Consider the following 13720-nt stretch of genomic DNA (forward strand, 5'->3'; position numbering starts at 1 on the left):
GCATCACAAGGACGCCCAGCGTCTGGAGGAAACATGCACTCCGCCGATCCGGCACCGCTCGCCTCCGTCTACGAGCGGGTCCGCAAAAACCCCAAATTCCACGAACTGGTGCGCCGGCGCAGCCGGCTGGCGCTGCTGCTGTCGGCCGTCGTGCTGGTCGGCTATTACGGCTTCATGATGGTGGTGGCCTTCGCGCCGGACCTGCTGCACAAGCCGCTGTCCGACGAGTCGTCGCTCAGCGTCGGCTTCCCCATCGGGGCGGCGATCATCATCCTGTCCTGGCTGTTGACCGGCGTCTATTCCCACTTCGCCAACGGCAGCTTCCAGGATCTGACCGACGAGATCACCCGGGAGACCCTGCAATGACCGCCCGGCGTATCCTCCTTGCGGCGACCGCGACGAGCGCCGCCTGCCTGACCGCCCTGCCGGCGCTGGCCGCGGGCGGCGACCTGGGCGCGGTGGACAAGCAGCCGGTCAACCTGTCCGCCATCGCCATGTTCCTGGCCTTCGTCGTCATGACGCTCGGCATCACCTATTGGGCGGCCAGCCGCACCCGCTCGACCTCCGACTTCTACACCGCGGGCGGCGGCATCACCGGCTTCCAGAACGGCCTCGCCATCGCCGGCGACTACATGTCGGCCGCGACGCTGCTGGGATTGTCGAGCCTGGTGTTCGCCAAGGGCTATGACGGCTTCGTCTACACCATCAGCTTCTTCGTCGGCTGGCCGATCATCCTGTTCCTGCTGGCGGAGCGGCTGCGCAACCTCGGCCACTTCACCTTCGCCGACATCGCCTCGTACCGGCTGGACCAGGGCAAGATCCGCACCTTCGCCGCCATCGGCTCGCTGACGGTGGTGTGCTTCTACCTGATCGTCCAGATGGTCGGCGCCGGCCAGTTGATCAAGCTGCTGTTCGGGCTGGACTACAATGTCGCGGTGATCGTGGTCGGCGTGCTGATGGTGGTCTACGTCACCTTCGGCGGCATGATCGCCACCACCTGGGTACAGATCATCAAGGCGGTGCTGCTGCTGGGCGGCGGCATCGTGCTGACCTTCCTCGCCCTGTCCCGCTTCGGCTTCAGCCTGGAGGCCATCGCCAAGAGCGCCATCGCGTCCCACAAGGACGGCGTGAAGATCATGGGGCCGGGCACCCTGCTGGCCGACCCGGTGTCGGCGGTGTCGCTGTCGCTGGGGCTGCTGTTCGGCACCGCGGCGCTGCCGCACATCATGATGCGCTTCTTCACCGTCCCCAACGCGCGCGAGGCCCGCAAGTCGGTGTTCTACGCCTCGGGCTTCATCGGCTTCTTCTTCCTGCTCGTCTGCATCCTCGGCATGGCGGCGATCACCATCGTCGGCACCGACCCGCAATTCTTCGAAGGCGGCAAGATCGGCGGCAAGCTGATCGGCGGCGGCAACATGCCGGTGATGCATCTGGCCAAGGCGCTGGGCGGCGACCTGTTCCTGGGCTTCCTGTCGGCTGTCGCCTTCGCCACCATCCTGGCGGTGGTGTCGGGGCTGGCGCTGGCCGGCGCCTCGGCGATCGCCCACGACCTCTATGCCCGCGTCATCCGCAAGGGCGAGGCGACGGAGCGCGAGGAGATGCGCGTGTCCAAGATCGCGTCGCTGGTGCTGGGCGTGCTGGCGGTGGTGCTGGGCATCGCCTTCGAGAAGCAGAACGTCGCCTTCCTGGTCGGCCTGACCTTCGGCGTCGCGGCGTCGGTGAATTTCCCGGTGCTGATCCTGTCGATGTACTGGAAGGGGCTGACCACCCGCGGCGCGCTGGCGGGCGGCATCGCCGGCCTGATCTCCGCGGTCACCCTGGTGATCCTGTCGAACGCGGTGTGGGTCGTGGTGCTGAACAACCCGGCGCCGATCTTCCCCTACGAGCAGCCGGCCCTGTTCTCGATGACGCTGGCTTTCCTCGTGACCATCGTCGTGTCGAAGCTCGACCGCAGCGCGTCGGCCCGCGCCGAGCAGGCCGCCTTCGCCGACCAGTTCGTCCGCTCCCAGACCGGCATCGGCGCCGCCGCGGCGGCGAAGCACTGACCATCCGAAGTCCTGCGCCCTTCCCCGGCCTCCCGGGGAAGAGCGTTTTCCGTTTCACCCCGCCTGGACGCTGTTGTCCTTGCGGCGGGACAGCTGGACCTGGCCGTCCAGGCATTTGACATAGCCGGTCTTGCCCGGCTTCAGCCCGTCGAGGATCGTCACCAGCGCGCGCGGGATCGCCGCGAACTCCTTGGACCCGCGCGACTGGCTGTTGTAGGCGGCGATGTGCTTGCGCAGGTCCTCCTTGGACACCGGCTTTCCGTCGTTCCCGATCATCGGCTCTGCGTTTCCCTGTCTGGTTCCCGGATGGACAGGCTTACGCCCGCCCATCCTCCACCGCAACCGGCTGACGGACGCGGGCGGCCGGGAAGCGGATGGTCACGGTGGTGCCGCGCCCGGGTTCGCTGTCGATGGACAGGCTGCCGTCATGCAGGGCGATCAGGTCGCGGCAGATCGACAGCCCTAGCCCGGTGCCGCCGAAACGGCCGGGAATGCTGCTGTCCGCCTGCTGGAACGGTTCCATGATGCGGGCCAGGGCATCGGCTGGGATGCCGATGCCGGTGTCGCGCACGGCGATGGCCAGCCCGCCCGCCGTATCGACCCCGGCCGTCACCGCCACCCGGCCGCCGCGCGGGGTGAACTTCACCGCGTTGGACAACAGGTTCAGCAGCACCTGCCGCAGGGCGCGTTCGTCGGCCAGCAGGTCGGGCAGGCCGGGCGCGCAGTCGGCCGTCAGCGCCACCCCGCCGGACTCGGCCGGCACCACTGACAGCGCCCGGCAATCGTCGATGGCCGCCGCCGGCGCCAGCCAGCTTTCGTCGAGCGTATAGCGCCCGGCCTCCAGCTTCGACATGTCCAGCACGTCGTTGATCAGGTCGAGCAGATGGCGCCCGCTGCCCTGCACATGACGGGCATAATCGTGATAGCGCGGGCTGCCCAGCGGGCCGAACAGCTCATGCAGCATGATCTCGGAAAAGCCGATGATCGCGTTCAGCGGCGTGCGCAGCTCATGGCTCATGGTCGCCAGGAAGGCGCTCTTGGCGCGGTTGGCGGCCTCCGCCTGATCCCGGGCGGCGGCGAGCCGTTCGGCGGCCTCGACCCGTTCGGTGATGTCGCGCGCCTCCACCACCAGCAGCGTCACCGCGCCGGCATCGTCATGCACCGGCTTGATCGACACGTCCATCACCCGGGTGAGGCCGTCGGCGACCACATCGGTCTCGTAACGGACGAAGCGGCCCGATGCCGCCTTGTCGATCGAATTGCGGAAGGCGTTCGCCAGTTCGTCCGTCCGCGCCCAGCCGCGGAACTCCCAGGCGGGATGACCGACCAGCGCCTCGGGCGGCAAGCCGGCCAGCGCGCAGGCCGGCCGGTTCAGCGCCAGCACCCGGCCGTCGGGCGACAGCAGCCCCATGATCTGGAAGCTGCTGTCGAACAGCGCCTGCGACCGCCGTTCGCTTGCCCGCAGCGCCAGGGTCGTCGTCTCCAGCCGCCCGAGCTGCCGCAAGGCCAGCAGGGCCAGCAGGCCGAGCACCACCGACACCGCCGCGGTTTCCAGGATGCGCTTCCAGCGGTCGTCGTACCAGCCGGACAGCACGTCGTCGGTGCCGACGCGGACATAGACGTACAGCGGCCAGCCGGCCACCCGGCGGACGGTGCCGATGCGCTCGCGTCCTTCCGACGGGTCGAAGCCGGACAGCGTCCGCGCCGTCTCGCCCGGCTCCAGGCGCGGCACGATCGATGCGAAAGCGGCCCGGTCGGCATCCAGCAGCCTGCTCGCGCGCGAATAGGCCAGCACCACGCCATCCTCGCCATAGAGCAGGATGATGCTGCGCGGGCCGATGTCCTGGCCGGCATAGAGCCGGGCGAAGCGGTCGAGATCGATCACCGCCATCGCCATGCCGCCGCCGTCCACCAGCGGGCGGCTCAGGATGGCGCGCCAGCCGCCGTCCGGGTCGCGGTAGGGCCCCACGAACGCCGCTTCGGTGCGCGCGATCTCGAACGGCACCGTTCCGGCCAGGGATTCGGGCGAATCGAGTCCGGCGGCCTGCCGCACCCGCCCGTCGGGGGCCATGATCAGCAAGGTCCGCAGTGCCGGGCCGGGGCCGGAGCTGGGGCCGGGGCCGGCGTCCGCCTTCGCCGCCTCCGTCATGAGATGGGCGGGGATCCGGCCACTCTCCGCCAGCGCGTACAGGGTGCGCGCGGTCACCGACATGACGCGGCGGGCATCCTCCTCCAGCAGACGCGACAGGTTGCCGGTCTGCCGCAGCCCGTCCTGCACGGCACGGTCACGCGCGCGTTCCAGGTCGGCGTAGGCCACCAGCCAGAAGCCGGCGATCACCGCCATGAGAAGGCCGATGCGCAAGCCGGCGACCGGCGACGGCAGCGGAAAGCGCCGGCGCCCCTGGAACCCGCCGCGGTCCGGTTCGGAAAGATCCGTCAAGGGAGATGGTCCGCCGCCGCTGCTGTCGATGAAACCGCCGGGCCGATGGGGCCGGACACGGCCGACTGTAGCATGCCCGCCCGCCCAAGTTCACGCCGTCACCGCCTTCCAGGCGGCCCCGGATGCGGAATGCAGGAAACTTTGGCTCGACAAAGCCGGCCGCCCGCGCTTCTCTGCCCGGCGGTATCGAGGAGGGTTCGGGCCGGACATGCTGCAGGATTTCATCGAAAGCCCCCTGTTCGGGCTCGTGCTGTTCAACGTCGCCATCGTCTGGCCGCTGTGGCGCATCCTGCGCCGGGCCGGGCTGACGCCCTGGTGGGCGCTGCTGGCGCTGGTGCCCTTCGGGCTGGTCCCGGTGATCGGCGTGCTGGCGCACAGCCGCTGGCCGGTCCTGCCGGTGCGGCAGCCCCGCAAGACCAAGGCGCGGAGGACGGCATGAGCGCGTTCGTCAACGGGCTGGAGCCCTGGCAATATTACCTGATCATCTCGCTGGTGCTGACCTACACCATGGTCGCCGGCGGTTGGGTGCTGGCCAAGGCCGGACGCAGCCCCTTGTGGATCCTGCTGCTGCTGTTCCCCTATGTGAACATCCTCGCCATCTGGGTCTTCGCCTATATGCGCTGGCCCTTCGTCGACCGCCCGGCCGGGCAGCCGGCGCTCCCCGCGGACGAGGGCTGACCGAACCGCGCGACTTGCCCAAGGCAGTCTTCCCTCAAACCAAGTCACTCAGGCGAAATCCGCCGCCAGCGCCGCCCGCATCGCCTCCGGCATCACCGCGAGGTGGCCGTAATCGGGGTGGTCGATGCCGATCAGCACCTGCGCGCCCGGCCGGCGGAACGCCTCGACCTGGGCGGCGGTGAAGTCGAAATGGATGAAATGGACCGACGAGGTCTTGCCCGCCTCGTTCGTCCTCTCCAGGTCGCTTTCCGGCCGTCCGGCGATGCTCTGGCCGTCGAGCTGGATCCTCATGCGATCCTCGACCCCGCCCAGGCTGCCGAGGACGCGTTGGCGGCGCTCCGGGTCGTCGATCTCGAACATCACGGTGGCGACCAGCTCGCGCCCCTTGGGCACCAGCGGGTTGTAGGCGCCCAGCTCGTCGGCGATCTGCTCCTCCCCGCCCTTCTCGATGTGCAGCATCTCGTGGACCTGCTGCAGCATCGTCTCGTAATTCTCGAAATGGAAGGTGGCGTAGGGGCCGACGGCGATGCGGCGGCTCCGCTTGAGCGCCACCACCGCCTTGCGGCGCTCCGCCCGCTCGCGGGCATAGCGGTCCATCGGCAGGATGTCGGCCCGCGTGATCTCCGTCCTGATCGTCATGGCTTTCGTCTCCAAAAAACGGGCATCTCCAAAAAGGGCCGTCTACAGGACGATCCCATAGGCCCGGGCGAACAGCTCCACCGGATGCAGCTGCTCGGGACCGGAGCCGGCATCCTCGCCCTTCAGCCGCTCGATCCCCTGCATGATGTGCGGGCCGGCGATCGGGCATTCCGACGCGACGAACCGCTTTTCCGATTTCAGCGCCTGGGTGGCGACCGGCTTGCCCACCTTCAGCGCCACCGGGAAATTCCCGGTCAGCACCCCCCAGGAGCCGCCATGGCCGGAGCAGCGCTCGATCACCTTCAGGTCGGCCTGCGGGATCAGCCGCAGCATCTCCGCCGCCTTCTGCCCCATGTTCTGGGCGCGGGCGTGGCAGGCGATGTGCAGCGCCACGCCGCCCGGCAACGGCCGCAGCCCCTCGGCCAGTCCGTCACGCCGGGCGATGTCGACGATGTATTCGCTGACGTCGAAGGTCGCCTGCGCCAGCCGCTCCACCGCCGCCCGGTGCGGCGCGTCCCGCGGCACGATCAGCGGCCATTCCATCTTCAGCATCAGGGCGCAGCTCGGCACCAGCGCCACCACGTCGTAGCCCTTGTCGATCCAGGAGCCGAGCGCCTGCGCCACCTTGGCCGCCTTGGCGTCGACGCCGGCGAGATCGCCCTGCTCCAACTGGGGCATGCCGCAGCAGGACGGATAGGCCACCTCGGTCTCCACCCCGTTGCGAGCCAGGATGGCGCGGGCGGCCATGCCGATGGCCGGGTTGTTGTAGTTGGCGAAGCAGGTGGCGTAGAGCACCGCCTTGCGCTTGCCGAAAGCCGGCGCCTCCCGGTTCAGCTCCGGCCGGTCCGCCTTGGCGCGCATCATCAGGGTCTTGCCGGTGAATTTCGGCAGATGCGCCTCGGCATGGACGCCGGCGACCTTTTGCAGGATGGGCCGGGTGAGGCTGTTGGTTTCCGCCGAGGCCCAGTTGGCCACCGCCGCGACCGGGCGCGCCAGCTCGCCGTTGCGGTCGGTTTGGGTCAGCTGCTTCAGCGCGAAAGGAACGCCGTCCCTCTTCGCCTCCATCGCCCGGTAGCGCACCATCAGGTGCGGGAAATCCAATGCCCATTCGTGCGGCGGCACATAGGGGCATTTGGTCATGAAGCACATGTCGCACAGCGTGCAGGCGTCGACGACCCCCTTGAAGGAGGCGGACGGCACGCCATGCAGCTCGGCATCCCCCGCCGCGTCGATCAGGTCGAACAGCCGGGGAAAGCTGTCGCACAGGTTGAAGCAGCGCCGGCAGCCGTGGCAGATCTCGAAGACCCGCCGCATCTCGGCATCGAGCGCCGCCTCGTCATGGAAGGCGGGATCCGTCCAGTCGAGCGGATGGCGGACGGGCGCCTCCAGGCTGCCTTCGCGCATGGGCGGTCCTTCCCGATGAATTGCTTCCCGGTGATCTTGGCGGGTCTTGGCGGGGTCTGACCATCCCCTCCCCCCTCGCGCGGGAGAAGGAGACGGTCAGAGGGAATGGCGGACGGCGCCCTTACAGCGCTTCCAGCGCCTTCTGGAACCGGCCGGCATGGCTCTTTTCGGCCTTGGCCAGGGTTTCGAACCAGTCGGCGATCTCGTCGAAGCCTTCGTCGCGGGCGGTCCTGGCCATGCCCGGATACATGTCGGTGTATTCGTGGGTCTCGCCGGCGATGGCGGCCTTGAGGTTGCTGCCGGTCTCGCCGATCGGCAGGCCGGTGGCCGGATCGCCGACCTCCTCCAGGAATTCGAGATGGCCGTGGGCATGGCCGGTCTCGCCCTCCGCGGTGGAGCGGAAGACGGCGGCGACGTCGTTGTAACCTTCGATGTCGGCTTTCTGCGCGAAGTACAGATAGCGGCGGTTCGCTTGGCTTTCGCCGGCGAAGGCGGCCTTCAGGTTCTCTTCGGTCTTGCTGCCCTTCAACGACATGACGGGTTCCTCCGGACGGTTGCGCCGGGCGTCCCACGCCTGTGACTGATGTGCGCCGGCGTGGATTGGATCTTGTCACCAACCGTTCGTGAGGTCAACAGTCTGGACCGCTTCTAAACACCGCCCCAACAGACGGCGCATCAACCGGTTTTGCGAGCCGCTCGCAAGCAGGATGCCAGCTTGATCCAGGTGCCGCGGCGTCAGGCGCCCGTACCGTTCTCGCCCTTGCCCTCGTCCTCGCCGGCCTCGACCAGGCGGACGATCACGTCGACGCGGGTGACACGGGTGCCCGCCGGGGGATTGGGCAGGTTCTGCACGATGAGGCGCTCGGCGGGAATGTCCTCGAGCCGGCCGGTGGATTCGACGAAGAAATGATGGTGGTCGCTGGTGTTGGTGTCGAAATAGGATTTTCCGGCCTCGACCACGACTTCACGCAGCAGTCCGGCGTCGGTGAACTGGTTCAGCGTGTTGTAGACGGTCGCCAGCGACACCGGCAGATCGGCGGCCAGCGCCTCGCCATGCAACTGCTCGGCGGTGATGTGCCGGTCGCAGCCTTCGAACAGCAGGCGGGCGAGCCCGAGACGCTGGCGGGTCGGACGCAGACCGGCACCGTTCAGCCGGTCGAGGGCTCGCTTGAAGGGACGTTCGGCGGTCATCATGGGCGCGGCCCCCGTACAGTCGGCTCAAAAAATCGGACATGCTGTCCGGGATCGGGCCGGCGACGCGTGGCCGCTGGCGAACCGCGGCACAAGGCCGCAGGTCGCTGAACTGTAAAACCATTCGCAAAGGCGACGCAAGCCATTGTCGCGCCGGACGGAAGAGCGGCCGAACTCGCCGGCCGCTCTTCCGTTCCGGGACCGGACCGGTCAGTAACCGGTGGCGATGCGCTCGACCAGCTGCTTCACCGTCGGGATGAAGCCGTCGTTGTAGTAGGGATCGCTGGCGAACCGATAGGCGTTGTGGCCGGCGAACATCAGCTGGTTCTCGCAGTCGTCGGTGTGGCTCACCGCCTGCAGGGTCTTCTGGATGCAGAAGGAACGCGGATCGGCGCGCTTGCCCGTCGTCCCCTCCTCGTTCTCCATCCAGTTGGAGAAGCCGCAGGCCGACAGGCAGCCCATGCAGTCGACCTGATCGTGCAGGATCCGCTCCGACTGCTGGGGGGTGACGAAGACCAGCGTGCTGTCCGGCGTCTTCAGGGCGGTGGTGAAGCCCTGGGACAGCCAGCCCTCGGCGCGCTGCTTGTCGCTTTCGGTGACATAGACCGGACGGCCGCGCGGGCCGACCGGGAATTCGGCCGAATGCTCGCCCACCGGCTTGGACAGATAGGCGACCTGGCGCTCCGACCGGGCCATCAGGTCCAGCAGGAAGGGGTTCTTCACCGCCGACGAATAGAAGCCGGTCGGCGAGAAGCGGTTCAGGAAGACGTCGCCCGGCTGCAGCGCGACGAGCTTGCGCTTCCACGCCATCGAGATCGGGCTTTCCTGGGTCAGCAGCGGGCGGGTGCCGTACTGGAAGGCGATCGGGCCCAGATCGGGGTTGTCGATCCAGTCCTCCCACTCGGACAGCCACCAGACGCCGCCCGCCATCACGATGGGGGTATCGGTCAGGCCGAAGCTGTTCATCATCTGGCGCAGGGCCAGGACGCGGGGGAACGGATCCTCCGGCTTCTGCGGATCCTCGGAATTGGACAGGCCGTTGTGGCCGCCGGCCAGCCACGGATCCTCGTAGACCACGCCGCCAAGATTGTCGCGGAACTTGTGGTAGGCGCGCAGCCACAGCGCGCGGAAGGCGCGCGCCGACGACACGATCGGGTAGTAGTGGACGCCGTAGCGCACCGCGATCTCGGCCACCTTGTAGGGCATGCCGGCACCGCAGGTCACGCCGTGGATCAGGCCCTGGGAGCCTTCCAGCACGCCGTGCAGGATGTGCTCGGCCCCGCCCATCTCCCACAGGACGTTCATGTGGATGCGGCCCTGGCCGTTCGACGCCTCGTGCGCGATGCGCGCCTGGGCGATGCCGCCCTGGATGCCGAAGGCGATCAGCTCGTTGTGGCGCTCGCGCCGGGTCCGACCCTTGTAGATCTGCGGCAGAAGGTTGCCGTTCTCATCGTAGCTGTCGGCGTTGACACCCGAAAAGGTCCCAATCCCGCCGGCAGCCGCCCAGGCGCCGGAGCTTTCGCCGTTGGACACGGCAATACCCTTGCCACCCTCGACGAGCGGCAAAACCTCCCGGCCGGACATCGGCAACGGCTTCAACGCCTTCAACGAACCCTCCAAAGACCGAACGTGGCGCCGCGGGGGCGCCGGACCAAAAGCGGCGGACAACCAGACGACGAAAGGCTCCGCCGGAATCCGCATGGATTCCGGCGGGATCGCCATTGCGGTTCTATATATGAGGAATTGGCCCGCCCGACGAGTGGATTCAGCCCCTCGCGCAAAAAACGTTCACGAATTGCCGCAGTTGCGAACGGAAGCGCCGCCGTGCGGACCGCGGCTCCCCTCAGCTCCCCAAGGCCTCCGGCCCGAGGTCGCGGGCCAGCCGGCCGGGCGCATCGGTGAAGACCGCCGACACGCCCCAGCCGAACAGCTCGCGGGCACGGGCTGCGTCGTTGACGGTGTAGGCCAGCACCGGGCGGCCGGTGGCGCGATACTCCGCCACGCTGCCGGCGGTCTGGCGGTCCTGGTGGACGTTCAGCGTCGCAGCGCCGATGCGGTCGGCGATGGCGGCCCAATCGGCCGGCGGATCCCACAGCAGGTAGCCGCGCGGGTTCTCCGGCCACAACCGCCGCGCCACCTCCAGGCAGGGCACCTCGAAGCTGGACAGCAGAAGCGGCAGGCCGGCGGGCCACAGGCGGCGCAGCGTGTCGATCGCCGCCTCCGCCGTGGCCTCCTCCTGTCCCGGATAGGGCTTGATCTCCAGGTTGAGGCCGAGGCCGAGTTCGCGGACCAGCGCCACCGCCTCCTCCAGCGTCGGCACCCGTTCCCCGGCGAAACCGGCATCGAACCAGCGGCCGGCGTCGAGCTGCCGCAGCTCATCCAGATCCAGCAGCGGGACGGGGCCGCTGCCGGTGGTGGTGCGGTCCAGCGTGTCGTCATGGATCAGCACCGGCCGGCGGTCGCGGGTCAGCATGACATCCACCTCCACCCAGCGGGCGCCCTGGCGGGCGGCCTCGCGGATCGAGGCGAGGGTGTTTTCCGGCGCGTTTTCCTTGGCGCCGCGATGGCCGATCAGGCGGGGAAGAGTCGACAGCATGGGTCTCGCGGGAGTAAGAGCGGTCGCTTTCCTACATGACCCATTCCGTCGAGACGGGAAAGAGCGATGAAGGCCCTGCACAGCGTTTCCGATCTGGTGGCCGCCGGGCTGATGACGCCCGAGGCCGGCGACGCCGTACGCACGGTCGCCGACCGCTATGCCGTGGCGCTGACGCCGTACCTGCGCGAGACGCTGGCCGGACGTACGGCCCCCAAGGATCCTCAAGATCCGCTGTATGCGCAGTACGTCCCCTCTCCCGCCGAGGCGTACACCGCGCCGGAGGAGCGCGAGGATCCGATCGGCGACGTCGTGCGCAGCCCGGTCAAGGGCATCGTCCACCGTTATCCCGACCGTGTCCTGCTGAAGCCGCTGCACGCCTGCGCCGTCTATTGCCGCTTCTGCTTCCGCCGCGAGATGGTCGGTCCGGGCGGCGAGGCGCTGACCGCCGAGGAGCTGGACGCCGCGCTCGCCTATGTCCGCGACCATGAAGAAGTGTGGGAGGTCGTCGTCACCGGCGGCGATCCGCTGCTGCTGTCGCCCCGCCGGCTGCGCGGCATCGTACAGGCGCTGTCGGCGATGCCCCATGTCGGGGTGGTGCGCCTGCACAGCCGCATCCCCGCTGCCGACCCCGACCGCGTCACGCCGGAGCTGGTGGAGGCGCTGACCGCTCCGGACCTCGCGACCTGGGTCGCCGTGCACGTCAACCATGCCGACGAGCTGACGCCGCCGGTGCGCGCCGCGCTGGCGCGGCTGGTCGACGCCGGCATCCCGCTGGTCGGCCAGACCGTGCTGCTGAAGGGCATCAACGACAGCCATGCGGCGCTGGAGGCGCTGTTCCGCGGGCTGGTGCGCAACCGGGTGAAGCCCTACTACCTGCATCATCCCGACCTCGCCGCCGGCACCAGCCACTTCCGCCCCTCCCTGGCCGAAGGGCGGGCGCTGGTGAGCGGGCTGCGCGGCCGGCTGTCCGGCCTCTGCCAGCCGACCTACGTCCTCGACATCCCCGGCGGCCACGGCAAGGCTCCCGCCGCCGCGGCGTGGGTCGAGGAGGAGGGGGAGGGGCGCTACCGGGCGACCGACTTCACCGGACGGGTCCACGACTACCGGGGCTGACGGCCCCCGCGCCTCACCACAAAGCCGGCGTGCCGAACAGCGGGTCGGGGTTGATCAGCGCGTTGTGGACACCGACGACCGAGGCGAAGCCGGTCCACAGGATCAGCGGCGTCCAGATCAGCGCGATGCCGCGGTCGTCGCGGGCCACCAGGGCGATGCAGGCCGACGTGACGACGAAGAAGGTGATCGTCCAGGCCGCGGCGAGGATCGAGCTGCCCAGCGTGAAGTAGACGAGGCTGAAGCTGGCGTAGATCGCCCAGGTCAGCGCCTGGAGCCCGATCAGCAGGCCGCGGTCGCGGATGGGCCGCGCCGGATCCAACAGCCGGATGTCGCCCCAGATCTGGAAGACGTTCAGCGTGAACCACATCACCGGGAACACCCAGCCGGGCGGCTGCAGCGGCGACGGCTGGTGGCCGGCGAAGGGTTGCGCCCCGCGTTCGACGAAGCCCCAGCCATTGACGATCAGCCAGAACAGCAGGGGCTGCCACCAGCGCACCCGGAAGGGGGCGGGCCGTGGCGGGGAGAAGGACGCATCGCTCATGTCCGGCGACATAGCGCGCCCGGCAGTGCGGTCAAGTCAGCGCCGGGCGCCCAGCGAGGCGAGCTGGAACAGCACCCGGGCGCACAGCGTCTGATCCGGCATGTTGGTGCGCTTGCAGTCGGCCTCGGCATCGACCAGCCGTTCCAGCGCCTGGCGGACCTGGGCCGGCGACCAGCGGCGGGCCTGCTTGACCAGCCGGGTCTTCAGCTTGAAGAAGACCGGCGGGCGCAGCGACTCGACGGCGGCCTCCGGCGCCTTGCCGGCGGCGACCTGGGCGCACAGCAGTTGCAGGCGCTGGAAATGGCGCTGGGCGCCGCGCAGGATCGGCACCGGCGAGGTGCCCTCGGCGAACAGCCGGGCCAGCGAGCGGTCGAGCGTGGCGAAGTCGCCCTCGGCCGCCGCCCACACCGGTTCGTCCATCGACAGGGCGGCGCTGTCGCCGATGCAGGCCTGGGCATCCTCCAGCCGCACCCGCTTCCCGCTTCCCATATAGAGCGCCAGCTTCTCCGCCTCGCCGCGGGCGACCATGCGGTCGCCGACGAGGTTGGCCGACAGGAAGGCGAGCGCATCGGGATCGGCGGTCAGCCCATGGCCGTGCAGGATGTCGGCGATGACCCGGCCGAGCGAGGCCTCCTCCTCGACATAGCAGGGAATGGCGGCGCCGCCGTCCGCGCCCTCGAACAGCAGGCGCAGCTTCGACCGTGCCGACAGGTCGCCCGACTCGACCACCACCAGGCTGTCGCCCGGCGGCGGATCGTCGAGGAAGGCGGCGAAGGCGCCGGTCGCGTTGTCCTCGGCATCGCGGACCCGGATCAGCCGGCGGCCGCCGGTGAAGGAGAGCGCCGCGGCCTCGTCGGCCAGCCGCGCCGGATCGTCGGCCAGTGCCCGGCCAAGGAACTCGGCGACACGGAAGGGATCGGACAGGTCGGCGACGACCGTCTTGCCCAGGGTCTGGGCCCGGTCGCGCACGAGCCCCGAATCGGGGCCATAAAGCAGCACCGCCCGGACCTTGGGGTCCGGGCTGCGCAGGAAGCCGTCGATCGCCTTGGCCTGGAGTTTCACCGGCGCCGTCC

Annotated in this window: 15 protein-coding genes; 5 read left to right on the top strand and 10 right to left on the bottom strand. The window is 69.2% G+C overall.

Features of this window, described 5'->3' with window-relative positions:
• Positions 1–33 precede the first annotated feature (33 nt).
• Together AL072_RS03020 and AL072_RS03025 are read left to right on the top strand one after the other, a co-directional pair.
• A complete protein-coding gene (locus AL072_RS03020) occupies positions 34–366 on the top strand; it encodes a DUF485 domain-containing protein (RefSeq protein ID WP_045581570.1) in 333 nt (110 codons plus the stop codon).
• Entirely contained in the window at positions 363–2045 is a 1683-nt protein-coding gene (locus tag AL072_RS03025) for a cation acetate symporter (protein ID WP_045581569.1), read from the top strand. Before AL072_RS03020 ends, AL072_RS03025 begins: the two co-directional genes overlap by 4 nt.
• 54 nt (positions 2046–2099) lie before the next feature.
• Here AL072_RS03025 and AL072_RS03030 read toward each other — a convergent pair whose 3' ends face one another.
• Together AL072_RS03030 and AL072_RS03035 are read right to left on the bottom strand one after the other, a co-directional pair.
• The gene (locus AL072_RS03030; RefSeq protein ID WP_045581568.1) at positions 2100–2321 is read right to left on the bottom strand and encodes a hypothetical protein; all 222 of its coding nucleotides are present in this window, start codon (positions 2319–2321) and stop codon (positions 2100–2102) included.
• A 40-nt stretch (positions 2322–2361) separates the two neighbouring features.
• The gene (locus AL072_RS03035) at positions 2362–4485 is read right to left on the bottom strand and encodes an ATP-binding protein (RefSeq protein ID WP_245636733.1); all 2124 of its coding nucleotides are present in this window, start codon (positions 4483–4485) and stop codon (positions 2362–2364) included.
• A 208-nt stretch (positions 4486–4693) separates the two neighbouring features.
• Between AL072_RS03035 and AL072_RS34830 the strand changes: the two genes are divergently transcribed.
• Entirely contained in the window at positions 4694–4924 is a 231-nt protein-coding gene (locus AL072_RS34830) for a hypothetical protein (RefSeq protein ID WP_045581567.1), read from the top strand.
• On the top strand, positions 4921–5163 hold the full coding sequence (locus AL072_RS03045) for a hypothetical protein (protein WP_045581566.1): 243 nt from the start codon (positions 4921–4923) through the stop codon (positions 5161–5163). The genes AL072_RS34830 and AL072_RS03045 overlap by 4 nt, the downstream gene beginning before the upstream one ends.
• Before the next feature lie 48 nt (positions 5164–5211).
• On the opposite strand, the gene AL072_RS03050 is transcribed toward AL072_RS03045, so the two are convergent.
• The 6 genes from AL072_RS03050 to AL072_RS03075 form a co-directional block, all read right to left on the bottom strand.
• Positions 5212–5802: a DUF3501 family protein gene (locus AL072_RS03050; RefSeq protein WP_045581565.1), complete on the bottom strand. Its 591-nt coding sequence runs from the start codon at positions 5800–5802 to the stop codon at positions 5212–5214.
• 42 nt (positions 5803–5844) lie between these two features.
• Positions 5845–7206: a (Fe-S)-binding protein gene (locus AL072_RS03055; protein WP_045581564.1), complete on the bottom strand. Its 1362-nt coding sequence runs from the start codon at positions 7204–7206 to the stop codon at positions 5845–5847.
• Positions 7207–7327: 121 nt separating this feature from the next.
• Positions 7328–7741, bottom strand: coding sequence for a rubrerythrin family protein (locus AL072_RS03060; protein ID WP_045581563.1), 414 nt, complete (start codon positions 7739–7741; stop codon positions 7328–7330).
• A gap of 200 nt (positions 7742–7941) precedes the next feature.
• A complete protein-coding gene (irrA, locus tag AL072_RS03065) occupies positions 7942–8400 on the bottom strand; it encodes an iron response transcriptional regulator IrrA (RefSeq protein WP_082108881.1) in 459 nt (152 codons plus the stop codon).
• A 207-nt stretch (positions 8401–8607) separates the two neighbouring features.
• On the bottom strand, positions 8608–10005 hold the full coding sequence (locus AL072_RS03070) for an NAD(P)H-dependent flavin oxidoreductase (RefSeq protein ID WP_045581562.1): 1398 nt from the start codon (positions 10003–10005) through the stop codon (positions 8608–8610).
• 235 nt (positions 10006–10240) lie between these two features.
• Positions 10241–10993 (bottom strand): glycerophosphoryl diester phosphodiesterase, encoded by a 753-nt coding sequence (locus AL072_RS03075; protein WP_045581561.1) that lies wholly within the window; start codon positions 10991–10993, stop codon positions 10241–10243.
• 66 nt (positions 10994–11059) lie between these two features.
• Here AL072_RS03075 and AL072_RS03080 point away from each other — a divergent pair, with 66 nt between their 5' ends.
• Entirely contained in the window at positions 11060–12106 is a 1047-nt protein-coding gene (locus tag AL072_RS03080; RefSeq protein ID WP_045581560.1) for a lysine-2,3-aminomutase-like protein, read from the top strand.
• Positions 12107–12119: 13 nt separating this feature from the next.
• Here the strand turns inward: AL072_RS03080 and AL072_RS03085 are convergent, their stop codons facing one another.
• Positions 12120–12647 (bottom strand): tryptophan-rich sensory protein, encoded by a 528-nt coding sequence (locus tag AL072_RS03085; protein WP_045582553.1) that lies wholly within the window; start codon positions 12645–12647, stop codon positions 12120–12122.
• A 36-nt stretch (positions 12648–12683) separates the two neighbouring features.
• Positions 12684–13709 carry a DNA polymerase III subunit delta gene (gene holA / locus AL072_RS03090; protein ID WP_045581559.1) on the bottom strand — a complete coding sequence of 342 codons (1026 nt, stop codon included), beginning with the start codon at positions 13707–13709 and terminating at the stop codon, positions 12684–12686.
• Positions 13710–13720: the final 11 nt, after the last annotated feature.

Source organism: Azospirillum thiophilum, from assembly GCF_001305595.1.
In the GTDB taxonomy this organism is placed as follows: Bacteria; Pseudomonadota; Alphaproteobacteria; order Azospirillales; family Azospirillaceae; genus Azospirillum; species Azospirillum thiophilum.

Bases quoted from the DNA above. Each gene is read 5' to 3' on its own strand.
- irrA (WP_082108881.1), bottom strand. From the start codon at position 8,400: ATGATGACCGCCGAACGTCCCTTCAAGCGAGCCCTCGACCGGCTGAAC.
- AL072_RS03020 (WP_045581570.1), top strand. From the start codon at position 34: ATGCACTCCGCCGATCCGGCACCGCTCGCCTCCGTCTACGAGCGGGTC.
- AL072_RS03075 (WP_045581561.1), bottom strand. From the start codon at position 10,993: ATGCTGTCGACTCTTCCCCGCCTGATCGGCCATCGCGGCGCCAAGGAA.
- AL072_RS03045 (WP_045581566.1), top strand. From the start codon at position 4,921: ATGAGCGCGTTCGTCAACGGGCTGGAGCCCTGGCAATATTACCTGATC.
- AL072_RS03030 (WP_045581568.1), bottom strand. From the start codon at position 2,321: ATGATCGGGAACGACGGAAAGCCGGTGTCCAAGGAGGACCTGCGCAAG.
- AL072_RS03085 (WP_045582553.1), bottom strand. From the start codon at position 12,647: ATGAGCGATGCGTCCTTCTCCCCGCCACGGCCCGCCCCCTTCCGGGTG.
- AL072_RS03055 (WP_045581564.1), bottom strand. From the start codon at position 7,206: ATGCGCGAAGGCAGCCTGGAGGCGCCCGTCCGCCATCCGCTCGACTGG.
- AL072_RS03060 (WP_045581563.1), bottom strand. From the start codon at position 7,741: ATGTCGTTGAAGGGCAGCAAGACCGAAGAGAACCTGAAGGCCGCCTTC.
- AL072_RS34830 (WP_045581567.1), top strand. From the start codon at position 4,694: ATGCTGCAGGATTTCATCGAAAGCCCCCTGTTCGGGCTCGTGCTGTTC.
- AL072_RS03080 (WP_045581560.1), top strand. From the start codon at position 11,060: ATGAAGGCCCTGCACAGCGTTTCCGATCTGGTGGCCGCCGGGCTGATG.
- AL072_RS03050 (WP_045581565.1), bottom strand. From the start codon at position 5,802: ATGACGATCAGGACGGAGATCACGCGGGCCGACATCCTGCCGATGGAC.
- AL072_RS03025 (WP_045581569.1), top strand. From the start codon at position 363: ATGACCGCCCGGCGTATCCTCCTTGCGGCGACCGCGACGAGCGCCGCC.